Here is a 23,777-nt window from a genome sequence, read left to right on the forward strand (position 1 = left end):
GCGGGCCCGCACAGACAACCGGCCGCTTGTCACCCGCCATTGGGCAGGAACTTCCTGGCCGCCTGCACCCCGGCCTGGAAGCGGCTGGTCGCGTCGAGGTCGCGCATCAGCGTGGCGATGTGCCGGCGGCAGCTACGCACGGACATGCCCAGCTTGCGCGCCACGACCTCGTCGGTGTAGCCCTTGGCCATCAGCGCGGCGATGGCCTGCTGCAGGTCATCGGCCACATCGGCGTAGCCGGCCTCGACGCCCTCCAGCGGCGTGGCCGTCTCCCACAGGTGGTTGAACAGGTCCAGCAGGAACTGCGCGACCCCGTGGTTGTGCACCCGCGCCACGTTGGTCTCCCCGTCCGACAGCCCGAACAGCACCACCAGCGACCGGTCGAACACCACGGCCGAGCGCGGGATGTGGCTGACGGTGCACACCGCGGCCCCCGCGTCGGTCAGCTTCTTCATCCGCATCCGGGTGGCGAGATCGGCCCGGTTGCGGTGCTGGCAGATGATGCGCACGGTGATGCCCCGCCCGAGCAGCGGTGAGTACGCCTGCGACAGCTCGTCCGCGTCGGTCAGGCTCGACTGGAGCACCAGCACCTCGTCCCGGCAGGAGTCACCGGCCGTCTTGAGGAAGCCCCGGACCTCCATCGACCCCACCAGGTACTCGATCGCGCTGGGCGCCGAGGTTCTGCCGGTGTAGTCCTGCCGGAACACGCTGATCCGCTCGCGGATCTGGTCGATCAGCTCCCGGCGCTGGTAGATCTCCCGTTCGACGGAGGAGACCAGCGAGGCCGCGGCCACCTCGGGATCCACGGGGACGAACCGGCGGCCCGCCCTGTCCTCCATCATGAGCAGGCGGTTCTCCACCAGATGGGCCACCGCCTCGTGGATCTCATGCAGGCTGATGCCGAGATCGACGGCGGCCACCTCGAGCGCCTCGATCGCGCCCTTGCGGGCCGCGTAACGGTAAACGTCGGTGGCGTGGTCGCCGCCCACAGGGGCCATCCCCGGAAACAACGGAATAGTCGTCATCACGATCTCCCATCAACTCAACGGAACTCTCAGGTCACCGGAACTCTTAGGTGACCGGAACTCTCAGGTGAAGGTTCGGGTGCGGCGGTTGAACAGGAACAGGGACAGGCCGAGCAGCGCCGCCGCCATCCCGGAGAGCACGGCGACCTCGGGGAGGACCGTGCCGATGCCCGTGCCGGGCTTGGTCAGCGCCAGCAGCGCGTCCATGCCCCAGGCGTGCGGGAACAGGTAACCGATCGAGTTGAGGAAGTCCCCCGCAGACTCCCTGGGCCACAGGCAGCCGCCCAGCATGCCGAGCACGATGCCCAGCGGCGGCCCGATGGCGGGCGCCTGCGCGGGCGAGCGTACGAGGCTGCCGACCAGGATCGCGGCACCGGTGGCCACCAGGGAGAACGAGCCGACCACCGCGGCGACGCCCAGCGGGTCGCCCCACGACACGCCGAACACCAGCGAGCTGACCACCATGATCAACAGCGACTGCGCGACGGCCACGACGAACCTGCTCAGCGCCTCCCCCGCGAGCACCGACCGGCGCCTGACCGGGGCGGTGATCGCGCGCTGGAGCATCCCGAGCCGCCTGCTCTCGGCGAGCGCGGCGGCGACGGCCATGGAGTTGATGAAGGTGAACAGCAGCAGGTTGGCCGGGGCTGTGTAGGCGAAGCCCCTGGGTGTGGCGCCGGGCGTACCGGAGCCGATGACCGCGACGCGGCCCGAGTCGGCCTGTGCCTCGCGCACGCGCGCGGCGGCCTGCGCGGGCGTGGCGCCCGCGGCCTCGACGGCCCTGGTGGCCTCGAGCACCGCGGCCACCCTGCCGACCGCGACGTCGACGGCGCTGCGGGCCGCCATGCCGCTGCCGTTCATCTGGGTCATGACGAGTTCGAGCCTGGTCGAGCCGGCCGGGATCACCAGCCCGGCGGCGAGGGACCCTTCGCGTACGCCCGACTGGAGGTCCTGCTTGGTCGCCACGGTCGTGATGGCGAGGTCGGGGTGCGCGCGCAGCTCCTTGAGCACGGCGGCCGTGACGGGATCGGAGCCGGTGGCCACGACTCCGACGGGCAGCTTGGCGGCCCCCACGGCGCCGCCGCCGAGCGCCATGCCGACGAACACGATGTTGACGAACGGCATGATCACCATGAAGAACAGGCCGACCTTGTCGCGGGAGAGCCGGCGCAGGTTCGCCGCCACCAGCGCGAGGATGGGACGCGGCCGCAGCTGGATCCGCGCGGACTCTTGTGGCCTCATCCGAGCAGCCCCTTCCTGAAGCCGGCCGCGGCCAGGCCGCCCGCCACCAGCGCGATCGCGCACAGCACGCCGATCGGGACGATCACCGTGGTCAGTCCCCCGCCGGAGCCCGCGAGCCGGATCAGCCCGGTCGACGTCCAGCCGTTCGGGGTGAGCAGCGCCACCTTCTGCAGGAAGCCGGGCAGGTTGTACAGCGGCACCAGGCTGCCGCCGAAGAACGCCATCACGAACGAGACGACCATGGTCACCCCGTCGGCCTGGGCATCGGTCTTGGCCCGGCTGGCCACCAGCATGGTGATCGCGGCGGCGGCGAGCACGTGCGCGACCAGCAGCGCGAAGACCGCCACCGGGTCACCCCAGCTGGTGCCGAAGATGAGCGAGGAGGACGCCCAGGTGGCGACGACGCTGACCACGCCCAGCCCGAACCCCACCAGGGCCTTGCCGGCGATCGGCGTCCACTGCGGGATCGGCCCGGCCCGCATCCGGTTGAGCGTGCCCTGCCGCCGCTCGGTGAGCAGGCTCCTGAACGAGGCACCCACCACGAAGAAGGCGAACAGGGCGGCCATGCCGGAGCCGTAGTACACCGACAGGTCGATCTTGCCGCCCGCCATGGGGTCGTCGGCCAGGCTCAGTCCGGGCCCGGCGGCGCCGTTGCGCTCCACCAGCTCCTTCACCCGGTCACCGGCCACGCCGTACGCGAGCGAGGCGCGGACCGCGAGCGTGCGGGCGTCCACCACCGAGGAGATGCGGTCGACGATGGCGTTCGCCACCACGCCGGCCAGCGGCGACTCGGCGGAGGTGAGCACCGCGACCTGGCCGCCCGAGCCCGCGCCGACGCTCTTGGTGAACCCCTGCGGGAACACGATGGCCGACCCGATGTCGCCGGCATCGAGCGAGCGCTGCGCCTCCTGCCTGCTGGGCAGCTCGCGCAGCGTCAGCGTGCCCTTGAGCTGCTCGTTGGACATGACCTCCCGCCGCACACTGGCGGAGAACTCGCCGCGGTCGAGATCGACGAAGCCGATCGTGGCCCGCAGCGGCGGGTCGTCCCCGCCCAGGGCGAGGCCGAACAGGGTGGCCAGCGCGATGGGCACGATCAGCGCGACCACCAGGGCCGTTCCATCGCGTACCCGGGTACGCAGTTCCAGCGCGGCGATGGACAGAAGGGGTCTCAGCATGATCAGTCCCGCAGCTTGCTGCCGGTGAGGTGGAGGAAGGTGGCCTCCAGGTCGGGTTCGATGACCTCGACGGCGGTCACGGTGGCGCGGCCGTCCACGGCGGTGATGATCGCGGGCAGCACGTAGCGGCCGCCTTCCGCGAGCAGCCGCACCGAGCCGGTGCCGGTCCTGACCGCCTCGATGACGCCTTCCAGCGCCTGGAGCTTGTCGAACGCGCCGTCCACGTCGCCGTCGAGCATCAGCTCGATCTTGTCGGCGCTGCCGACCATGGCGACGAGCTCGTGGCGGGTGCCCTCGGCGACGATCCGGCCGTGGTCGATGATCCCGACCCGGTCGCAGACCCGCTCGACCTCCTCCATGTAGTGCGAGGTGTAGAGCAGCGCCATGCCGTCGGCGACCAGCCGCTCCACGCCGTCGAGGATGGCCTTGCGGCTCTGCGGGTCGACGCCGACGGTCGGCTCGTCCAGGATGAGCACCTCAGGCCGGTGCAGCAGGGCCGCGCCGATGTTGATCCGCCGCTTCATGCCGCCCGAGTACGTGCCGAGCTTGCCGTCGGCCCGGTCGGACAGTCCGACCAGGTCGAGCACCTCGTCGATGCGCGCCGCCAGCTCCCGTCGCGGCAGGCCGAACAGCCGGCCGAAGAAGCGCAGGTTCTCCCGCCCGGTCAGCTCCGGGTAGAGCGCGATCTCCTGCGGCACGTAGCCGATCTTCGCCTTGGCCACCAGCGGCTCGGCGGCGAGGTCCGTGCCGCACACCGTCACGTTCCCGGTGGCGGGCTTGAGCAGGCCGACGAGCATGGAGATCGTGGTGGTCTTGCCCGCGCCGTTCGGCCCGAGCAGGCCGTACGCCTCGCCGGGGGCGATGGCGAACCCCACATCCTGTACGGCGAGCACGTCGCCGAACCTCTTGCTCAGGCCGGTACAGGCCAGGGTGGCGGTCATCGGCCCCACCCGTCCGGCTCGCCCTTGTCGCTGGTGTTGCCCGCGCAGACCTGGCGTTCCAGATCGACGCCGAGCTGGTGGTCGAGCGGGCTGTTGCCGGTCACCCGGTTCCACAGGAGGTGGTTGTCCATGGCGTCGTCTCCTCCCCAGTCCTTGGACGAGCCCATGACGAACGCGGCGCCCATGACGGACTCGCCGCTGGGATGGTTGTCGTGGATCCGGTTGTCCACGACGCTGACCCGGTGCGTCCCGATCAGCGCCAGGCCCACGCCGGAGATCGGCGGGCCCGCGGCCCCCAGCGCGTCGGGGGCGTCGCCGCCCGCAGCCAGGCCGTTGCCGTACAGGTCGTTGCCCGAGACGAGGCAGTCGCGCACGCCGCCGTCGGGCTCGCCCTCGTAGGTCTGGTTGAGCATCAGCAGCCCGGCGGCGTTGCCGTGGCAGCTGTTGCGCAGCACCCTGACGCGGGAGGAGTTGTCGACGAAGATCCCGAAGGCGTTGGCGAAGCTCTCGTTGTCCGCCACCAGCCCATCGGCCTCGGGGCAGAAGCTGAGCGCGATGCCGCCGTACTGGCTGCCCGACGCGGTGCAGCCGGTCACCTCGCACCGGCTCGACTCGCGCACGTAGACGCCCCAGACGGCGTTGCCGGCCGTCTCGACGTCCCGCACGGTCAGGCCGGTGACGGTGTGGGCGTAGATCCCCGCGCCGGTCGAGCCGCGCACGCTCAGCCCGGCTATCGTGACGTCGCCGACGCCGTGCAGGCTGATGCCGCTGACGACGTCCGCCGACGCGTCGTGCAGCTTCGGGATCCCCTCGGGGACGGAGTCTCCCGGGACCAGCACCGTGCGGCCCGCTCCGGCGCCGGTCAGCGTCACGCCGTCATGCCTGATCCAGACGTTCTCCGCGTACGTGCCCGCCGCCAGCTCGATCGTCGCTCCGGCGCCCGCCTCGTCCAGCGCCCGCTGGATCGACTCCCCGGGCTTCACCTGGGACATCCTGGGTCTCCCTCCCTGTCGCCGAAACCGTCGCCGTAAACGTCGCCGTAAACGTCGCCGTACACGTCGCCGTCACACTCGCCGAACCCGTCGCCGTCACAGTCGCCGAACCCGTCGGCGTAACCGTCGCTCAGACCGTCGGCGTACACGATCGCCAGGGAGACGAGCAGCCCCGCGCCCATCCCCCACCGGGCCGCCCCGGCCACCCGGCTCCGGCGCGGCGCCAGCCGTACCAGGGCCGCCTGCTCGCTCGCGCCCCGGACGGCGTAGGACGAGCCGCCCGTCAGCGCGAGCCCGGTCGAGGCGGTCAGTTCCGCGGCCGCCTCGTCGAGCAGCCGCCGCGCCCAGGCGGCGGGCCGCCCGGCGCGGGCCTCGAAGTCGTGCCAGGTGAAGCCGGGCGGACGCCCGCCCACCGCCTTGATGAAGCTCTCCTTGACGGAGAAGGCCACCTCCTCCGCGCCCAGCTCGCGCTCGGCGGGCGTGGTGAGGTGCTCGGTGAAGACGGCGCCGCCGCGCCCGGCCGCCCTGGCGAGCCGGTCCGCGTCCACGATGTCCACACCCACCAGCACAGGAGGAAACACGGGCGGGACGACCGGCCGGACGACTGGCAGCACGGCCTGCGTGGACGGCCGAACGACCGGCTGCACGGCCCGCGCGGACGGCCGGTCGACCGGCTGCACGACCGGCCATGCGTCCGGCCGCATGACCCGTTGCCCGGCGGACAGCGTCATGCCGCGACCTTGGCGCAGCGGGCCACGAACGGTTCGAGCACCGCGTTGTACTCGGCCGGCCGCTCGATCATCGGGATGTGCCCGCTCTCCTCGACCACCACCACGTCGTTCTCCGGGTAGCCGGCGAGCAGCTCCAGCCACGGGTCGACCGGCGTCATCCGGTCGTGCCTGCCCCAGACGTACAGGGACGGGCAGCGGACCTTGTCGAGCGCCGGCTTGACCTGGTAGCGGCGGGTGGCCTTGAGGCTGCGGGCCATGCTGACCATGGCCTCCGGCTGCCGGAGCATGGTGCCGACCTCGTCCATCTGCGCCCGCGTGAAGTAGGGCTCCGTACCGTGGAAGAGCGCGGACACCATGCGGACGCCGAAGTCGTCGCCGAACGGCCGCACGCTGGCCCGGCGGTCGAAGCTCAGCCCGACGTCGGGGTCGGGGGTCAGCCCGGGGGCGCCGCTCACCACGATGCCCTTGATCCGCTCGGGGCGGCGGCCGGCCAGGTCGATGGCGACCAGGCCGCCGAGCGAGTTGGCGCAGAGGACCAGGTCCTCGACACCCGCCTCGTCGCAGGCGTGCAGCAGCGCGTCGCCGAGCCGCTCGATCGAGCCGGCCACCCGGCGGTCGAGCGCGCAGATCGCCTCGTGCGTACGCAGCACCGGCACGCCGGCCCCCGCCAGATAGCGGTAGGGGTGCTCCCAGATCCAGCCGCCGGCGAACAGCGCGGACATGAAGACCACGGCGGGCCCGCCCTCGCGGTGGCCGAGCCGGTGTTCGGTGGTGAAGTCGGACATGAAGGCTCCAGTCACAGTAGGGAGGCGTCGCCCGGGGTCCACCCGCAGCCGCAGGCGGCGTCCGGTCCGACCCGGACGACGGTGTCGCAGTCGGGGCAGCGGGCGTACTCGCGGATGTCGGAGGGGATCCAGACGCTGGTGAGCACCCGGGTGCACAGGCCGCCCTTGAAGAAGCGGCGCATGCTCCGCTGGTGCGGCCGGGCGTGCACCGCGCGGACGGACTCGGGGCGGTCGAAGGCGGTCACGGTGAACTTGCGGTCGCCGACGTCGAACGTCGCCAGGCCCAGGAACCCCTTGGAGGCCCGCAGCGACTTGACGACCTCCACGCTGAGCAGGTCCACGTCCGCCGCCTCCGCGTCGTCGCGGACCTCCAGCCAGGTCAGGGTCAGTACGCCCGGCGGCTCGGTGCGCCCGCTGGGGACGCGCGCGCTGACGCCGAACTGCCTGACCCCGCCCGTCTCGGAGTCGGCCGCCGGTACGAACCGCGCCGAGTAGCCGAGCGCCTCCGCGACCGCCAGCCGGTCGAAGCGGCGCCGCACACGCGGACCGTCCGGACCGAGGGTCACCAGGTCGCTCCCCTGGACGCCGATGGTCCCGCCGACCCCGGGCATGCCCAGGTAGGGGGCGCGGTGGTCGGCCTGGAGCGTCCACCAGAGCGTGACGGCCTCGCCGTCGCCGATGACCTCGTCCACCAGGAACCTCGGCCGCTGGAAGCGGGCCAGCGTGCCGGCGGCGTGGGCGGCCAGCGCGGCCCCACTCAGCTCACCGCCGGTGTCGGGGTCGCTGTAGGAGGCGGCGGTGGCGGCCACCGCCTCGGGGTCACCGGCCTGCCACGCCTCAAGGTGCCGCTCGGCGGCCTTCCTGGCGTCCATGTCATGCCTCGTTCTCTTCTTAGGCGTTCTCGTCTTCGGCGGTCTCGTCTTCGGGCAGGCGTGCGGAGGCGACGGCCACCGCGAGCACCTTGCCGTCGGTGTGGCTGAGCGAGAGCCGGATCTGCTGGCCGGGCCCCGCCGCCGCGCGCAGCGCCCCGGCCAGCCGGACGGCCGGCGGGTGCCCGGTGTGGCAGACGGCGGTCTTCGCGCAGTTGGCGGTGGGCCTGGGCAGCACCTCCGCCTGGCCGAGATGCTCGGCCGTGGGGGAGACACCGAGAAGGCGGAGCACCGCGTACTTGCCCGCCAGGCGCCCGGCCCAGTGCTGGAGCGTGCGGCCGTACCCCGACCTGAGGCGCTCGGCCGCCGTGTACACCTCTTCGAGGCGCATGTCGCCGACCAGCTCCTGAGGCCGGGAGAGCCCGGCGAAGCCGACCATCGCGCTGCCCCACCGGTTCATGCCGCGATCTCCCTGGACAATCGCCGGAGGGTGGCGGGCTCGGCCAGGCTCAGGCAGCGCGCGCCCGCCCGGCGCGACAGGCCCGCGAGCACCTTGCTGTCGCCCACCTCGACGCCGGGGGCGAACTCCTCGACCGCGCTCACCGTGTCCGTCCACCGGACCCGCCCGGTGAGCTGGGCGACCAGCGCGTCCCTGAGCGTGGCGAGGTCGGTGGTGGGCTCTCCGGTCACGTTGGGGACCACGGGCACGAGGGGCTCGCTCATCGGCGCGGCCCGCACCGCCTCGGCCCAGGCGGGGACGGCCGCCGCCATCAGCGGTGAGTGGAAGGCGTTGCCCACCCGCAGCGGTACGATCTTGCTGGCCCGGGTGGCGAGCTTGCCCAGCCGGTCCAGGGCCGGCAGCGCGCCGGAGACCACCACGTGGCCCGGGGCGTTCTCCAGGCCCACGACCAGCGGCTCGTCCGCGGAGCCCGCCTCGGCGGCCAGCGTCTCGACCTCCTCGACCGGCAGTCCCATCACCGCGTGCATCCCGCCCGTGACGCCGACCTCGGCCATCAGCCGGGACCTGAGCTCGACCAGCCGTACGGTGTCGGCGAGCGTGAGCACGCCCGCCGCGTGCAACGCGCTCAGCTCGCCGACGCTGTGCCCGGCGACCACGAGCGGCTCGAATCCCTCCTCCAGCAGCACCGCCAGCGCCGCCAGGTTGCACGCGGTCACCGCGACCTGCGCGTGCTCGGTCGCCACCAGCCGCTCCAGCGGCCCGCGAGCGCACAGCGGGGTGATGGGCTGTGCGAGCAGCGCGTCAATCTCGTCGAGCCGCGCTCGCGCCACGGGTCTGCGACGCAGCCACGCACCCATACCGACACGGACCGTGCCTTGTCCTGGGAAGAGAAATCCAAGCATTGCGCAGTACCCCTTTCGCCTAAACTCCCTTTCGCCTACAGCCGCCGGCGAGGTCGCCTCTCCTCATGAGCGGCCTGCTCGGTGCCGAGGAAGCCGAGGAGCAGCTTGTTCACCTCATCGGGGGCGTCGAGCGGGAGCCAGTGGCCCGCGTCCTCGACGCGCTCGTAGCGCCAGGGCCCCTTCACGTACTTGCCGGAGGCCGACATGCCCTCCTCCAGCAGTGCCTTGTCCCCCGCTCCCCAGATGCCGAGCGTGGGCGCCAGCACGGGCGGGAAGGGGCGGGCCGGCCGCAGCTCGGCCTCGGGCGAGCGGTTGGCGCGGTACCAGTTCAGGCCCGCCGTCAGGGCGCCGGGCCGGGCCAGGTCGCGCAGATAACGGTCGTAGTCGCCGTCGCGGCCCATGATCTCCTTGAACAGCCGCCACCCGTTGCGCCGCAGCAACTCCTCGCTCACGCCGGGGAACTGGTAGAAGAGCATGTACCAGGAGGCCATCCGCTGCTCCAGCGAAGGAGTGGCGAAGACGCCCGGGTGCCCGACCGACAGCACCGCGAGGTGGTCGAGTCTGCGGGGCATCAGGAAGGCGTACATCCAGGCGATGGCCGCGCCCCAGTCGTGGCCGACGATGTGGGGCCGACGGATGCCGAGCTTCATGGTCAGGGCGACGACGTCGTTGACGATCGTCTGCATCCCGTACGCCTCGATCTCCTGTGGCTTGCCGGAGTCGCCGAACCCGCGCAGATCCGGCGCGATCACCCGGAAGCCGCCCTCGACCAGGGCCGGGATCTGGTGCCGCCACAGGTAGGAGGAGTCGGGGAAGCCGTGGAGCAGGATGACGGGATCGCCTTCGCCCTCGTCCACGTAGGCGAGTTCGACGTCGTTGACCTGGACTCTCTTCTTGTTCATGCCGTCTCCCTGAACAACCGCTCGGCGAAGAACTCGCTGAAACCGAACTCGGGCACGTCCTCGGGGGCGACCATGTTGAGCAGCCCGGTCACCTGCGCGGCGAAGTTCTTGGCCATGAGCTTGCGGACCCGGCGCCGCCGCTCCGTGGCCGCGGGGCCGAACTCCACGTGCAGCCGGCTGATGATCGATGCGCCGAAGTCGAGGCGCTCCAGGCGGAAGTCCCGCTCCTCCAGGTACGGCGCGAACGCCGCGGGCGACCAGTCGTCGCCGCCGAGCAGGATGTCGCAGACGGTACGGGAGTCGCGCAGGGCGCAGGAGAGCCCGGTGCCGAGCACGGTGTCGGCGTTGCCGGCCTCGTCGCCGATCAGCACCACGCCATCGGTCAGCGGCGGCCCCTCGGGAACGCTGGACACCGACGGCCACACCGACAGCGGGCCCGCCGGTACGGCCTCGGTCACCGCCTTGCCCCTGTCGGGCAGGCAGTCGAGCTCGAAGGCGGCCAGGAAGCGCTCGACGCCGCCGGGGCCGCGGTAACGGAGCTTGTTGACCGTGGGGAAGTTCAGGTAGAGGCGGGCCCGGCCGTAGCCCTGGGGGAAGACCATGAACATGACGTCGCCCTCGGTGCCCATGGCCTGAACGTCGGCGGGCCAGCCGTCCAGGCCCTCGACCATCATGCCGCCGCCCCAGTGGTGCATGGAGTTGCGCATCCGGACGCCGATCTGGCGGCCGACGGTGTTGCCCCGGCCCGTGGCGCCGAGCACCATCCTGGCCCGGATCTCCTGCGGGCCCTCGGCGGTCTGGTAGGTCACCACGGGCTCGCGGCCCGGCGTCACGGTGACCCGGGCCGCGTCCAGCACCAGCCGGGCGCCGCTGTCCACGGCCTGCGCCGCCATCAGCTCGCACACCTGGTGGTGCGGGAACGACATCGGCCCGCCGATGCCGGGGATGAAGCGGGTCATGTCCACCGCTTCGACCTCGTCCTCGGTGACGGCCTCGTCCCAGGTCATCCACTCCCGGATCTCCCAGCCGCCGCCCGCCCCGAAGCAGTCGTAGACGCCCAGCCGCTGCGCCTCCCTGATCCCCCAGGGGGCCAGCCACTCGCCGCGGACCAGGTCCCGGTACTCCTCCTGCTTCTCCAGCAGTACGACGGACAGCCCGCCGGCGGCCAGCTTGCAGGCCGCCGAGGCGCCCGCGATGCCGCCTCCGGCAATGACGACGTCGGCGTAGTCGACGGTCATGCCTCCCACCTTTCCCAGTACGTACGTTCGTGGGCCCCGTACCGATCCGCCGGCCGGAACTCGGTGCCGAGCGTGTAGGCGACCGGGATCAGGCACACCTGGGTGACCCCGGTCGGGATGCCGAGCAGCTCGCCCACCTGACGCTCATGGGGGACGTGCATGCAGGTGATCGTGCTGCCGAGGCCCCGGCTGCGCAGTGCCAGCTGGAACGACCAGATCGCCGGGAAGATGGAGCCGTAGAAGATGCTCGCCCGCATCGGGCCGTGCTGGACCAGGTGTCCCGGGTCCTCGGGGACCTTGTCGGCCATCCGCCGGTCCCAGGCCGTGTTGATGGCCTCGATGTCCGGCGGGCGGCCCAGGACGCAGGGCATGACCAGGACGGGCACCCGCCCAATGGTCTCCACCAGCGCCTCGGCCGAGTCGTAGTTCTTGCGAGCCTGCCGGTTGTTGCGTCGTCTGCCGGCGTTCGTCCACATGTCGTTGCGGTGGAACGTCCAGGAGGTCGAGATCATCTCGGCGATCCGCTCCTTGACCGCCGGGTCGGTGATCACCAGCCAGCGCCAGTTCTGGTGGTTGTTGGCGGTCGGGGCCTGGACGGCGACCTGGAGGGCCTCCTGTACGACCTCGCGGGGCACGGGCCGGTCCAGGTCGAGCCGCCGCCGCACGGAGCGGGTGGTGGTCAGCAGCCGGTCGGTCTCGGCCACGTCGAAGGGCGGAGCCATCGCGAGCCCCGGGGCCGTGGTCACGGTGCCCCCAGCAGTACGGCGCCGCGCACCGAGCCGGGCGCGGCGGTCAGCACCAGCGCCTGGCCGATCGGGTCGGGCAGCTCCGGCTTGGTCACGTACGAGGCCGGCTCGCCCGCGTGCGGCTCGACGAGCCCGGTGAGGGCGGGCGCGATACCGTCGCGGATCGCCAGGGCGGCCATGGCGATGTTCATCGCGCCGGTTGCGGCCTGGCAGTCGCCGGTCAGTCCCGCCGACGTGGTGAGCACCGCGCCGGGCAGGGCGGCCAGGACCGCAGCCGACTCCTCGGCGTCGTCCGGGACCCCGGTGCCCGCACCGACCACCAGCTCGGGCCGGGCCTCGGGCAGCCGGGCGAGCACCCGCGCGACCAACTCCCCACCGCCCGCGTGGTCCGCCGTGGTCGGGTCCGCGCCGCCCGCGTGGCCGGTCGTGGTCGGGTCCCCGCCGCTTGCGTGGCCGGTTCCCATGACCCGCGCGTACGGCTGGCCGCCGCGTCTCGTGCAGTGCCCGGCCGACTCCACCACGAAGGCCACCGCCGCCGATCCGGGAACCGTGCCGGAGTGCCGCCGGTCGTACGGCGACACCACAGCGTCGGCAGCGGTCGTGGCGACCGTCTCGTCGGCCGCGACCACCAGCACCACCTCCGCCTTGCCCGCCCTGATCATCTCCAGCGCGCAGTCGAGGGCGATCGAGGCCGAGGCGCCGCCGTTGCAGATCGTGGTGGTGGGCCCGCGCAGACCGAGCGTCTGGCAGACCGCGCCGCCGGTGGCGTTCAGCACGACGTTGGAGAAGCTCAGCACGGCCGGCTTGTTCGGGTTGGCGGCGATGCTCTCGTCGAACCCGCCGGTGCTCTCCGCCGACCCGGCGCCCGTGGCGAAGACCAGCCCGACGTCGTCGAGCTCCTTCCTGGGCAACTGCAGCCCGGCGTCCTCCCAGGCCAGCCGGGAGGCGGCGATCGCCATCCTGGACAGGTGGTTCATGTGCCGCCACAGCGAGCGCGGCGCGAACGTCCGCCCGTCGAGCGACGGCGCCTGCCCGGCCGCCTGGCGCCCGGTGACGATCGCCTCGGCCACCTCGCCGATGCCGGTGCCCAGCCCGGTGACGGGCCCCAGCCCGGTGATCACGGCCGCCGCCTCCGGCAGCTCGTCGTACTCCCGCGCGTCCCGTGGCGTTGTCAGCACGAGTGAGACGTTGTTACCGCCGAAGGCGTAGTTGTTCGACACCACGGTGTCGATCGGCAGCTCCCGTGCCACGTTGGGCACGAAGTCCAGGTCACCCGGTACGGCGTCGGCGGCGAAGCCGATGGTGGGCGGCGCGGTGCCGTGCCGCAGGGCCAGCACGCTCGCGACGGCCTCCACCGCACCGGCGGCGCCCAGCGTGTGGCCGACGAACGACTTGATGCTGCTGGTGGGCACCCGCCCGGCCCGCTCACCGAACACCACCCGCATGACCTTGGCCTCCATGGCGTCGTTGGCCGGGGTGCCGGTGCCGTGGCCGCTCACGTAGCCCACGTCGTCCGTGGTCAGGCCCGCGTCCGCGAGCGCCCGCCGTACCGCGCTCGCCCCTCCCCGGCCCGTGGGGTCGGGCGCGGTGGCGTGGTAGGCGTCGGCCGACAGGCCGTAGCCGGCGACCTCCGCCAGCGGCGTGGCGCCTCTCGCGAGCGCCCGGTCCAGCGGCTCCAGCAGCAGGAACGCCGCTCCCTCGCCGAGGTTGAGCCCGTCGGAGTGGCTGTAGGGCCGGCACGGGCCGGTGCTGAGCGCCTTGAGCCCGGCGAAGCCCGCGTACGTGCCGAAGAGCAGCGGGTCCACGCCCCCGGCCAGGACGACGTCTGCCTCGCCGGTGAGGATCTTGTCCTTGGCGAGGCCGACGGCGTTGCCGCCCGCCGCGCAGGCGGTGGACACCAGGATGCGCGGCCCGCGCATGCCGAGCCGGTCCGCGACCACGTCCTCGGTGCGGTGCATGGGCTGGTAGCGGCCCACGGCGTCGGGGGTCGCCTGGCATTTACCGAGGATGATGCCGAACCGATCGGGGTCCGCGCCGGTCAGGCCCGCCTGCTCGATCGCCTGGCGGGCGGCGATCAGCGCGAGCCGGGCGGTGCGGTCCAGGCCGGCGCCCGCGTCCGGTAGCCCCCCGTCGATCCACTCGTCGGGTACCTGGCCCGCGTGCCGCGCCTCGAACACCGCGAAGGACTCGTCCAGGACCGGCGTGAGGCCGCCGGTGCCCGACATGAGCCGCTGCCAGAACTCCGCGGGATCGCGGCCGATCGCACAGATGATGCCCAGGCCGGTGACGACGACAGGCCGCAGCGCCATGCTTCTCTCCTTCTCAGCAGGCCTCCCGATCAGATGATCGGGATGCTCCAGCTCTTGGGCACGATGTACGGGCTGGTCAGCGTGGTCACCTCGACGCCGTCCACGGTGAACTCCAGCCCGGCGGCGGCCAGTTCGGCGTCGACCCTGGCCAGCCCGAGCGTGGCGCCCAGACCGGCGCTGCGCACCGCGTGCACCACCTCGCCGATGTCCTGGCCGCCCGCCAGCACTCTGGCGCCCGCCTCGGGGATGGCGTCGCCGCCGGTGAAGCCGACCGTGCGGCGGCCCTGGCCCGACTCGAACGCCGCCAGCACCGCCTCCCTGCCGACGAACTCGTCCTTGGTGACGTCGACCAGCCAGTTGGCGCCGATCTCGATCACGCTCGCACCCGCCGTCGCCTCGTGGCGCGGGATCGGCTGGCGTACCTCCAGCATGGCCAGCTCCAGGGCCTCCTGGCCGGCCGCTCCCGCGTGCTCCAGCGCCTGGCACCACAGCTCGGCCGCGGACTCGATGGGCACGATCATCTGGTAGCCGTACTCGCCGGTAAAGCCGGTCCGGGCGAAGATGATCTCGGTGCCGTTCCACTCGGTCTCCACCACCGACTCGAACGGCAGCGAGGCCAGCTCACCGTCGATCAGCCGCCCGACCACACCCCAGGCGTACGGCCCCTCCAGGGCCAGGACCGTGAGGTCGGCCGACCGGTCGGTGATCACCACGCCCTCGTCGTTGTGCTCTTCCAGGTGCTCCAGCAGGCGCGTGCCGGCGCCGCAGGAGCTCTCCAGCAGGATCCCGTTCTCCCGGCCGAAGGCCAGCACCTGGTCGACGACCTGCCCGGACTCGTCCAGGACCAGGCTCATCATGCAGCGCTCCGAGGTGAGGTACTCCACGTCGCGGGCGAGCAGCCGCTGCGCGAAGTCCACGGCCGCGGGCCCGGTGATCTCGATGAGGCGGTTCCCACCCAGGTCGAGGACGGCGGCGCGCTCCCTGAGCACCCGGTACTCGTCGGCCGGCTCAGAGAAGCGCAGCGGGACCGAGCTGTCGCCCACTTCGCCGTAGACGGTGCCCTCCGGATGCAGGTTCGCGAGGACGGTAGCCATGCTTCACACCTTTCGTACGGAACGTTGACCCGCCGGATCGGCGATCGTGAGGTTTCCTTCGGCGGCGACCTGGCCGTCCACCCGCGCCGACACCCGGTACTCGGCGAACCCGGCGCCGCCCCCGGTCCGCTCGGCCGACAGGGTCAGCTGGTCGCCGGGGACGACGGGACGGCGGAACCGCATCGACCTGACCCCGGCCAGGTAGCTGATCTCGCTCGCGCCCGCCAGGGCGAAGACCACCCCGGCGAGCTGGGCCAGCGCTTCGATGATCACGATGCCGGGCAGCACGGCCGCGGTCGGGAAGTGGCCCTGGAACCAGAGTTCGGTCCCGGCGACGTTCTTGGTCGCGGTGCCCTTGACGCCCGGCTCCACCCTGCTGACCCGGTCGAGCAGGAGCATCGGCCAGCGGTGCGGGAGCACCTGCCTGATCTGGTCATGGTTCAGCCCGGTCGCCGTGGCCGCCGACCTGACCGCCTGCGCCGTCGTGGCGGCTTCCGCCGCGGCCGCGCCCGCCGCCGTGCCCGCCGCCGAGGCCGCCGCAGCGGCTGCCGCGGTGGCCGAGGCGAGCTGGGTGGCGCCGATCGTCATGGCGTCGCCCGCAGGGCGGGGTTGACCTCGTCCGCCAGTCGCGACACCGAGCCGAAGACGGCCATCTCGCTGTCGTACAGCGCCACACCGAACTCGGCCTCGATGGCGACGTACAACTCCAGGACGTCGAGGCTGTCGAGTTCGAGGCCGCGCCCGAAGAGCGGCTGGTCGTCGGTGATCCAGTCCGGCTCGATCTCCAGGTCGAGCCGGGACACGATCATCTTCTTGATCTGGGTGCACGTCTGCCGGCGCTCGGCGGCCTTCGCGCGGAGCTGGTCGAGGGTCATCCATCCTCCATGTGCCTCGTGACAGGGGCTTGCGGTCGGGGACTGATTCACGGTTCGTGGCGGGGTCGGCTCACAGCGGGTGGGCTCAGCGAGTGGGGCTCAGCAGGTGGTTTCGCGGCGGGTCAGCCGAGGCCGCCGCCGTGGGCGACCACCACCGCGCCGGACATGTACGACGCCTTGTCGGAGGCGAGGAAGCTCACGATCGTCGCGATCTCCTCCGGCCGGCCCATGCGGCCCAGCCGGATGCGCGTCTCGTAGTCCTTCCTGATCTTGGCGGGCACCTTGCGCGTCATATCGGTGGTCACGAACCCGGGCGCCACCACGTTGGCCCGGATCCCGTGCGGGGCCGCCTCGTTCGACAGCGCCTGGGTGAAGGCGATGATCGCGCCCTTGGAGGCCACGTAGTTCGTCTGGCCGGGGAAGCCGCCGTCCAGCCCGCTGGTCGAGGACACGGTCACGATCGCGCCCCGCCGCTGGTGCTGCATGATGCGCAGCGCCTCCCGGCAGGTCAGGAAGGTGCCGGTGACGTTGGTGTCGATGGGTCCGCGGAACTGCTCCAGGCTCATGGCGACGAGATAGCGGTCCAGTGTGATGCCGGCACTCGTCACCAGCACGTCCAGACGGCCATGATCGGCTCGTACGCCCTGGAACATCCGCCGTACCTCGGCCTCGTCCGTGACGTCGGCCCGTACGGCCGTCGCGCTGCCGCCCTCTTTCCCGATCAGGGCGACGACCTCCTCAGCGTCCGCCTCCGAACGGGCGTAGTTGACCACGACGTGGGCACCCTCCCGGGCCAGGTCGAGCGCGACCGCCCGGCCGATGCCACGCGACCCGCCCGTAACCAGGGCCACGGAGCCTTCGGCAAAGAGCATCATCGTCTCCAGGGGTTTGACAATGCGCATACCAAACAATTGGTACCTGCACCGATAAAGCTACTAAAGGCGTGTATCACGCCTGTATCATCCGGTTATCCCTGCATTGACGGCGATAATCAGATATACGACGCTAACAACATGCATGAGGTCGATGTTGAGGTTCTTATCGTCGGTGGCGGGCCGGTCGGCCTGGCGGCATCCATCGAGCTCTCCCGTCACGGAATATCCTCCCTTCTCGTGGAGAGGCATCCCGGGACGGCGATTTTCCCGAAAGCGCGCCTCATTTCCACCAGAACCATGGAAATCTTCCGGGCCTGGGGAATCGCCGAGGAGGTGGAGAGCGCCGGAATGCCCCGCGAGGACGTGCTGGCGGTCGGGGTCGGCACCTCGCTGGCTTCCGACGACTTCGTCCGGGCCGCGGCGGCCATAGACCGCGACGCGCCGCAGAGCCCCACGTACACCTACCTCTGCTCCCAGGACATCCTCGAAGTGATCCTCCGCAGGGTCGCCGAATCCCACCCACGCTCCGACGTCCGCTTCGCGACCACCATGACGGACCTCCGCGTCACCGCCGACGGTGTGGAAGCGACCATCGAGCCCACGGCCGGACCAGCGGCGGGGCCCGAGACCGGGCAGGCTCCCGACCCCACGACCGGGCCAGGGAGCTTGGGCGGGAACGGCCCTGTGCTCGTCCGGGCGCGCTATCTCGTGGCCGCAGACGGGAGCCGCAGCGGGATCCGGGAGCGGCTCGGGATCGAGGTCGTGGGGCCGCCGCCGCTGGGGCACATGGTCAGCGTCATGTTCGACGCCGACCTCGGCGAACTACCCGCCGACCGCCGGGTGGCGCTGTCGTTCCTGCGCAGCGACCCGCCGTGCGCGGTGGAGGCGGTCGACAACAAGCGGCGCTGGATGATCCAGACCGGCTACGACCCGAGCACCGGCGGCAGCGCGGCCGACTTCACCGAGGAGGCCTGCGTGGCGGCGGTACGCTCGGCCGTCGGCCTGCCCGACCTGCCCGTCACCGTCGTCGGGGTCATGCCGTGGCTGCAGCAGGCGGTGGTGGCGACCGTGTTCCGCGACGGCCCGGTCTTCCTGGCCGGCGACGCCGCGCACGCGACCACTCCGCAGGGCGGGTTCGGGATGAACTGCGGCATCCAGGACGCGCACAACCTCGCCTGGAAGCTGGCCGCCGTCCTCACCGGGACGGCCGGTACGGAGCTGCTGGCCACCTACGACGCCGAGCGCCGCCCGATCGCCGTCAGGACGGTGGACGAGAGCCTGGTCAACGCCCTGATCACGCTGCGCATGATGCAAGGTCAGCTGTCGATGGGCCAGGCGATCGAGCAGCAGGCCGAGCGCCGCAGCTCCGAGGGCCTGATCCTGGGCTTCCGCTACGAGTCGGCCGCGGTGGTGCCCGACGGCACGCCGGACCCGGCACCGGCGGATCCGTACCGAACCTACGTCCCGACGGCCCGCCCCGGCCACCGCGCCCCGCATGTCTGGCTGAGCTCCCGGGAGGGCAGGGTGTCGACGCTCGATCTGCTGGGCCCGGCCTTCACCCTCATGACCCCGACCGGCAGCGGGTGGGTCCAGCCCGCCAAGGAGGCGGCGCACCGGCTCAGCGTCACGCTGTCCGTCGTCGAGATCTCCCGCGCGAGCGAGCGCGAGCCCGACGCCCCGCTCACCTCCCCGACCTGGGCGGCGGAGTACGGCGTCGGCGACACCGGTGCCGTGCTGGTCCGCCCTGACGGTCATGTCGGCTGGCGTTCGCCCGGCGGCGCGGCGTCGCAGGCCGCGCTGGCCGGCGCGTTGGGCGCCATCCTGGCCAGGTCGTGATGGTGGCGCGCCCGCGTACGCATCTGCGCGGCCCCGAGGCGTACCGACAGGGGATTGCCTGACGAGGTGGCGACCAGGTCGGTGACGGCCTGGGCCACGGTCGGGGTGTAGGGCGCGCCGACGAGCATGTCGGCGAGCTCCCGCGCCGCCTCGGCCGGGAGCGGGCGGACGAACTCGCGGTGCGCGCCCTGCCTGGCCACGAGGTCGTCGAGCGGGTCGGCGCTGGTGACGATCACCCGGCAGTTCGCGCCACCGGGGAGCAGCGGCAGCACCTGGGCGCTGTCCTTGACGTCGTCCAGGACCACGAGCAGCCGCCTGCGCGCCGTACAGCTGCGGTAGAGCGCCAGCTTCTCGGCGGGGTCGAGGGGGATGTCCTGGCCGGGCACGCCGAGCGCCCGCAGGAACCGGTCGAGCACGGCGGCGGCGGACACGCCGCGCATGTCGGCGTACAGCTGCCCGTCCGGGAACCAGTCGATCCTGGCGTGCGCCCAGCGCAGGGCCAGCGCCGACTTGCCCACCCCGCGCGGCCCGCTCAGGACCATCGTCCCCGGCACCGCCACCTCGGGCTCGGGCCGCAGCGCCGCGTCCAGCGCGGCGAGCTCGCCCGTGCGGCCGACGTACGGCAGCACCTGCGGGGGCAGCTGCGACGGTACGACCGGCCCCGCGCCGGACGGCCGGTGGGCGGCGGGCCGCATCAGCCCGGACTCGTCACGGAGGACCTGGTCGTGCAGCCGCCGCAGCGCCGGGCCAGGTTCGAGGCCGATCTGCTCCAGCAGGTAGCGGCGCGTCTCCTGGTACGTCCGCAACGCCTCGGCCCGCCGGCCGGCCCGGTACTGCGCCAGCATGAGCTGGGCCCGGACCCGCTCCCGGAACGGGCATTCCGCCACGAGGGCCAGCAGTTCGGGGATCACCCGGTGGTGGTGCCCCAGGTCGATCTCCAGCTCCAGGCACGCCTCCAGAGCCTCAAGACGAGACTCCTCCATCCGCGCCACGTCGTACCGCAGGCCGCGAATGTCCTCGAAGGGGTTGCCCCGCCACAGTGTGAGCGCCTCGCGCAGCAGCCGGACGGCGTCCTCGCGCGCCCCGCCCGCTGCCTGGCCGCGTGCCCGCGCCACCAGCGCCCCGAACCGGAGCCAGTCGATGTTCTCGGCCGAGACCCGCAGCAGGTAGCCGGGGCTGGAGGTCTCGATGGCCGCGGCCCCGAGAGTTCTGCGCAGCCGCGACACGCAGATGGCGACCTGCCGCCCCGCGCTCTGCGGCGCCGAGCCGGCCCAGACGGTCTCGATCAGCCGGTCGACGCTGACGACCCGGTTGGCGTTCAGGACCAGGCTGGCCAGGATCGCCAGCTCCCTGTTCGCGCAGATCTGCAGCTCATCGCCGTCGTCGAACACCCGGAGCGGACCGAGGACATGGAATTGGAGTGCCATCAGCGTTCCGTCCCGGCCGGATAAAGATAATGTCGCGCCATGGGGAAATCTCTCCCGCCGATAACTCGGGATATGCACTACGCACAAAGCTAGTAACGGCTTCCGGCCCAAGTCACCCCTAAGCGGCCCCTGACGGCAGGCCGACCCCGCTCTATAGGGGTGCCGCCGAATCCGCGCCCCATGGCCGTCTCCAGGGGGCACCTAGGGGTCGGAAACCCATTCCGGCGGTCCTAGGATTCGACTCAGACGGATTGACCGGCACTTTGTCCGCTCGGGAGGCGATGCACAGTTCTCCGCCGTTGCACCCCCGGAACGCGAAAGGCCATCACACCATTCGGTGTGATGGCCTTTCGCATGGTGCTCACTGGGAAGAGTTCACCGCACCTGGCCGCTCTGGACGGCCGGCTGCGGGGCCAGAACGGCGATGGCGGTCACGATCAGGCCGTTGCCGGTCATCCACCGGCCGGTGAAGCCGCCCAGCCGCCGCCCCTGCCAGCGGGGCCCGACAACCAGGAGGCGCGCGGTGAACGTCCGACGCACCGGATCCACCGTGATGGCCGCGTCCTGGAAGTCGAGCCACCGCTTCGCCAGCGGGAACCACGCCTTGTAGACCGACTCCTTGGCGCAGAACAGCAGCCGGTCCCAGCTCACCCCCGGATCCTCGGCGGCCAGGGCGCGGAGCATGTCACGCTCCTGCGGCAGCGAGATGGCCTCCACGACGCCTTCGGCCAGCGGCTGGTCGGGCTCGGCGTCGATGCCGATCGCCCCCGCCGCCCGGGCGAGCGCGGCGGCCCGGTAACCGGCGCAGTGGGTGATGCTCCCGATGACGCCCTGCGGCCACAGCGGCTCGCCGCGCAGCCCCGACAGCACGGGCACCGGCGCCACGCCGAGCCGCTCCATCGCCTTGCGCGCGCACAGCCGCGCCGTCGTGAACTCCTTGCGCCGCTTCTCCACGGCCCGCGTGATCAGCCGTTCCTCCTCCGGGAAGAGCATCGTCCCGGGCGGGTCGTCGAAGGTGTCGTACGCCTTGACCGTCGCGGGCAGGATGTGCTCGATCATCTTCACTCCGGAGCTGGAAGTACGGTCCTGAGCGGGCCGCCGGTGCGCCCGCGCGGGACCCACTCGCGCGGATAGCCCAGAGAGACCTCTTCGAAGCGCACCCCGTCGTGGAACGTCGTGCGAGGGATGTGCAGGTGCCCGTAGACGACCGCGATCGCGTCGTAGTGCAGGGGCCAGGTGGCGGTCCGCTCGGTCCCGCACCACAGGGCGAACTCCGGGTGCCGCAGGATCCGGGTCGGCTCGCGGACGAGCGGATAGTGGTTGACCAGCACCGTGGGCAGGCGCGGATCCCGCTCGCCGAGGCGGCGCCGGGTCTCCGCGAGCCGCGCCCGGCACCAGGCGTCGCGGGTCGGGTAGGGATCCGGATGCAGCAGATACTCATCCGTGCAGACGACGCCCGCCTCGTGCGCGCGTTCCAGCGCCAGGCGCTTGCCCGCGCCGTTCGCGCCGAAGGTGTAGTCGTAGAGCAGGAACAGCGGAGCGACGGTCACCGGACCACCGGGTCCCGTCCAGACCGGATAGGGATCCTCCGGCGTCAGCACGCCGAGGCCCCGGCACATCTCCACCAGCGCGAGATAGCGGTGCTCACCCCGTAACTGGATCGGATCGTCGCGCGGCGTCCACAGCTCGTGGTTTCCCGGCGTCCAGACGACCGTGGAGAAACGACTCTTGAGAAGGGTCAGCGCCCATTCGATGTCGGCGAACCGCTCGGCGACATCTCCGGCGATCAGCAGCCAGTCGTCATCCGAATACGGAAAGACGTTCTGGACGACGGTCCTGTTCTCGGAGAAGGCCACATGGAGGTCGCTGACCGCCAGCAACCTCCCACCACCCGAGCTTCCAAGCACCACCAGCACAGCTTATACAGCAGCATATCTCCGCGAAAGCACACTTAACTACTTTATGGGGCGCCGTCCTCGGAAGTAGGGGGGACGCCTAGGGGTCGTCGCAGGTCAGAGCAGACCCCGAAGGAGCTACCAGGTCAGCGGGTACGGGCCGAACTCGTGTGATCCAGGGGGCCCCGCAAAACGTATATATAAGAGGATAAATGCCTAGCTTCCACCTCAGCGCAAAGCCGATCCGTAACGCTGGATCCGACTTTGACCGGTCTTTGACCACGCTTTGAGTGATGCTAGGTATCAATAGAAATGAAGCAGTCTGCGATTGGCACACTAAGGCGGTCCAATTGCGTTACACGAGGCTGGGACGGGATGGGCCGGACATCTCGAACATCGGACTCGGCTCGCTGGCCCTCAGCGGCGCCTATGGCCCCATCGACGGCGATGAGGCGCTCGGCCTGCTTCGCCGGGCCCTGGACGGCGGCGTGACGCTCCTGGACACCGCCGACTTCTACGCCGCCGGAGAGGTGGAGCGCCTCGTGGGCCGCGCCATCGCCGGGCGGCGCGACGAGGTGGTGGTCTCGACGCGCGGCGGCGTGCGCCGCGGCGGCCCCGGCGAGCCGATCGAGTTCGACGCGAGCCCCGACCATCTGGCGCGGGCCTGCGAGGCGTCGCTGCGACGCCTCGGCGTCGACTACGTCGACCTGTACTACCTGCACTGCCAGGACGACCGCGTCCCGGTGGAGGAGGCGGTGTCCCGGCTGTCGGAGCTCGTACGGGCGGGCCGGATCCGCCATCTCGGGCTGACCAACGCCACGGTCGACCAGGTACGGCGGGCGCATGCCGTACATCCCGTCACCGCGATCGCCGTCGAGTACTCGCTCTGGGGCCTGCGCGCCCCGCCGGAGCTCCTCGACGAGGCGCGGCGGCTCGGCCTCGGCGTGGTCGCCGCCCGCCCGCTCGGCCGCGGCTTCCTCACCGGCCGGATCAGGTCGCCGCTCCAGCTCGGCACCGGCGACTGGAGGCATGAGGACCCGCGCTTCCAGCAGGAGCACCTGCGGCTGAGCACCCGTCCGCTGCGGCAGATCGAGGCCGCGGCGGCGCAGCTCGACCTGGGCGCCGGCCGGCTGGCGCTGGCCTGGCTGCTCTCCCACGGCGAGCACGTCGTGCCCGTGCCGAGCACCCGCGACCAGGTGCATCTGGAGATGAACCTGGCCGCCTCCGGTGTCCGCCTGGCGCCCGAGACCCGCGACCGGCTGGCCGGAATCCTCCCGGCCGGTGGCGCGAACCAGTCGGGCGCGCTCCTGCTCTGACCCCGTAACCAGCCGAGTTCAGGGCCCAAGGCCCGACTGGGCGCGGGGTTCAGGGCCCAAGGCCCGACTGGGCGCGGGGTTCAGGGCCCAAGGCCCGACTGGGCGCGGGGTTCAGGGCCCAAGGCCCGACTGGGCGCGGGGT

Annotated in this window: 24 protein-coding genes; 2 read left to right on the plus strand and 22 right to left on the minus strand. The window is 71.9% G+C overall.

Annotated elements, in window-relative coordinates; genetic code table 11:
- Positions 1-29 precede the first annotated feature (29 nt).
- From AB0H88_RS22130 to AB0H88_RS22220, 19 genes are all read right to left on the minus strand, one after another.
- Complete coding sequence (locus tag AB0H88_RS22130; protein WP_357647201.1) at positions 30-1,025, minus strand: hypothetical protein; 996 nt, start codon at positions 1,023-1,025, stop codon at positions 30-32.
- 63 nt (positions 1,026-1,088) lie between these two features.
- Positions 1,089-2,267 (minus strand): ABC transporter permease, encoded by a 1,179-nt coding sequence (locus tag AB0H88_RS22135; RefSeq protein ID WP_357647203.1) that lies wholly within the window; start codon positions 2,265-2,267, stop codon positions 1,089-1,091.
- Positions 2,264-3,442, minus strand: a complete 1,179-nt coding sequence (locus AB0H88_RS22140) for an ABC transporter permease (protein ID WP_357647205.1) — start codon at positions 3,440-3,442, stop codon at positions 2,264-2,266. The genes AB0H88_RS22135 and AB0H88_RS22140 overlap by 4 nt, the downstream gene beginning before the upstream one ends.
- 2 nt (positions 3,443-3,444) lie before the next feature.
- Positions 3,445-4,383 carry an ABC transporter ATP-binding protein gene (locus AB0H88_RS22145; protein ID WP_357647207.1) on the minus strand — a complete coding sequence of 313 codons (939 nt, stop codon included), beginning with the start codon at positions 4,381-4,383 and terminating at the stop codon, positions 3,445-3,447.
- Positions 4,380-5,375 (minus strand): right-handed parallel beta-helix repeat-containing protein, encoded by a 996-nt coding sequence (locus AB0H88_RS22150; RefSeq protein WP_357647209.1) that lies wholly within the window; start codon positions 5,373-5,375, stop codon positions 4,380-4,382. Before AB0H88_RS22150 ends, AB0H88_RS22145 begins: the two co-directional genes overlap by 4 nt.
- Complete coding sequence (locus AB0H88_RS22155; RefSeq protein WP_357647211.1) at positions 5,363-6,106, minus strand: hypothetical protein; 744 nt, start codon at positions 6,104-6,106, stop codon at positions 5,363-5,365. The genes AB0H88_RS22150 and AB0H88_RS22155 overlap by 13 nt, the downstream gene beginning before the upstream one ends.
- Positions 6,103-6,891, minus strand: coding sequence for an alpha/beta hydrolase (locus AB0H88_RS22160; RefSeq protein WP_357647213.1), 789 nt, complete (start codon positions 6,889-6,891; stop codon positions 6,103-6,105). Before AB0H88_RS22160 ends, AB0H88_RS22155 begins: the two co-directional genes overlap by 4 nt.
- A gap of 11 nt (positions 6,892-6,902) precedes the next feature.
- Positions 6,903-7,763 carry an ester cyclase gene (locus AB0H88_RS22165; RefSeq protein ID WP_357647215.1) on the minus strand — a complete coding sequence of 287 codons (861 nt, stop codon included), beginning with the start codon at positions 7,761-7,763 and terminating at the stop codon, positions 6,903-6,905.
- A gap of 19 nt (positions 7,764-7,782) precedes the next feature.
- Positions 7,783-8,220, minus strand: a complete 438-nt coding sequence (locus AB0H88_RS22170; protein ID WP_357647217.1) for a phosphopantetheinyl transferase — start codon at positions 8,218-8,220, stop codon at positions 7,783-7,785.
- Complete coding sequence (locus tag AB0H88_RS22175) at positions 8,217-9,122, minus strand: ACP S-malonyltransferase (protein ID WP_357647219.1); 906 nt, start codon at positions 9,120-9,122, stop codon at positions 8,217-8,219. The genes AB0H88_RS22170 and AB0H88_RS22175 overlap by 4 nt, the downstream gene beginning before the upstream one ends.
- Before the next feature lie 35 nt (positions 9,123-9,157).
- Positions 9,158-10,024: an alpha/beta fold hydrolase gene (locus tag AB0H88_RS22180; RefSeq protein WP_357647221.1), complete on the minus strand. Its 867-nt coding sequence runs from the start codon at positions 10,022-10,024 to the stop codon at positions 9,158-9,160.
- Complete coding sequence (locus tag AB0H88_RS22185) at positions 10,021-11,262, minus strand: FAD-dependent oxidoreductase (protein WP_357647223.1); 1,242 nt, start codon at positions 11,260-11,262, stop codon at positions 10,021-10,023. The genes AB0H88_RS22180 and AB0H88_RS22185 overlap by 4 nt, the downstream gene beginning before the upstream one ends.
- Positions 11,259-12,008 carry a nitroreductase family protein gene (locus tag AB0H88_RS22190; protein WP_357647224.1) on the minus strand — a complete coding sequence of 250 codons (750 nt, stop codon included), beginning with the start codon at positions 12,006-12,008 and terminating at the stop codon, positions 11,259-11,261. Before AB0H88_RS22190 ends, AB0H88_RS22185 begins: the two co-directional genes overlap by 4 nt.
- Positions 12,005-14,317: a beta-ketoacyl-[acyl-carrier-protein] synthase family protein gene (locus AB0H88_RS22195; RefSeq protein ID WP_357647226.1), complete on the minus strand. Its 2,313-nt coding sequence runs from the start codon at positions 14,315-14,317 to the stop codon at positions 12,005-12,007. The genes AB0H88_RS22190 and AB0H88_RS22195 overlap by 4 nt, the downstream gene beginning before the upstream one ends.
- 29 nt (positions 14,318-14,346) lie before the next feature.
- Positions 14,347-15,411 (minus strand): glycine cleavage T C-terminal barrel domain-containing protein, encoded by a 1,065-nt coding sequence (locus tag AB0H88_RS22200; RefSeq protein ID WP_357647228.1) that lies wholly within the window; start codon positions 15,409-15,411, stop codon positions 14,347-14,349.
- Between the two features lie 3 nt (positions 15,412-15,414).
- On the minus strand, positions 15,415-15,999 hold the full coding sequence (fabZ, locus tag AB0H88_RS22205) for a 3-hydroxyacyl-ACP dehydratase FabZ (protein WP_357647230.1): 585 nt from the start codon (positions 15,997-15,999) through the stop codon (positions 15,415-15,417).
- Positions 15,996-16,286 carry a phosphopantetheine-binding protein gene (locus AB0H88_RS22210; RefSeq protein ID WP_225290089.1) on the minus strand — a complete coding sequence of 97 codons (291 nt, stop codon included), beginning with the start codon at positions 16,284-16,286 and terminating at the stop codon, positions 15,996-15,998. Before AB0H88_RS22210 ends, fabZ begins: the two co-directional genes overlap by 4 nt.
- 122 nt (positions 16,287-16,408) lie before the next feature.
- Positions 16,409-17,188, minus strand: coding sequence for a 3-oxoacyl-ACP reductase family protein (locus AB0H88_RS22215; protein ID WP_357647233.1), 780 nt, complete (start codon positions 17,186-17,188; stop codon positions 16,409-16,411).
- Positions 17,189-17,245: 57 nt separating this feature from the next.
- Complete coding sequence (locus AB0H88_RS22220; RefSeq protein WP_357647325.1) at positions 17,246-17,380, minus strand: hypothetical protein; 135 nt, start codon at positions 17,378-17,380, stop codon at positions 17,246-17,248.
- Here AB0H88_RS22220 and AB0H88_RS22225 point away from each other — a divergent pair.
- Positions 17,363-18,997, plus strand: coding sequence for an FAD-dependent monooxygenase (locus AB0H88_RS22225; RefSeq protein ID WP_357647319.1), 1,635 nt, complete (start codon positions 17,363-17,365; stop codon positions 18,995-18,997). The two genes, AB0H88_RS22220 and AB0H88_RS22225, sit on opposite strands and share 18 nt — an antisense overlap.
- Here the strand turns inward: AB0H88_RS22225 and AB0H88_RS22230 are convergent.
- The 3 genes from AB0H88_RS22230 to AB0H88_RS22240 form a co-directional block, all read right to left on the minus strand.
- Positions 18,913-20,424, minus strand: coding sequence for a BTAD domain-containing putative transcriptional regulator (locus AB0H88_RS22230; protein WP_357647234.1), 1,512 nt, complete (start codon positions 20,422-20,424; stop codon positions 18,913-18,915). The genes AB0H88_RS22225 and AB0H88_RS22230 overlap by 85 nt on opposite strands.
- 375 nt (positions 20,425-20,799) lie before the next feature.
- Entirely contained in the window at positions 20,800-21,483 is a 684-nt protein-coding gene (locus tag AB0H88_RS22235; RefSeq protein WP_357647236.1) for a 4'-phosphopantetheinyl transferase superfamily protein, read from the minus strand.
- 2 nt (positions 21,484-21,485) lie between these two features.
- Positions 21,486-22,334: a metallophosphoesterase gene (locus AB0H88_RS22240; RefSeq protein WP_357647238.1), complete on the minus strand. Its 849-nt coding sequence runs from the start codon at positions 22,332-22,334 to the stop codon at positions 21,486-21,488.
- 335 nt (positions 22,335-22,669) lie between these two features.
- Here AB0H88_RS22240 and AB0H88_RS22245 point away from each other — a divergent pair, with 335 nt between their 5' ends.
- Entirely contained in the window at positions 22,670-23,635 is a 966-nt protein-coding gene (locus AB0H88_RS22245) for an aldo/keto reductase (RefSeq protein WP_357647240.1), read from the plus strand.
- Positions 23,636-23,777 lie beyond the last annotated feature (142 nt).

It is taken from the genome of Nonomuraea sp. NPDC050680, assembly GCF_040654555.1.
GTDB lineage: Bacteria > Actinomycetota > Actinomycetes > Streptosporangiales > Streptosporangiaceae > Nonomuraea.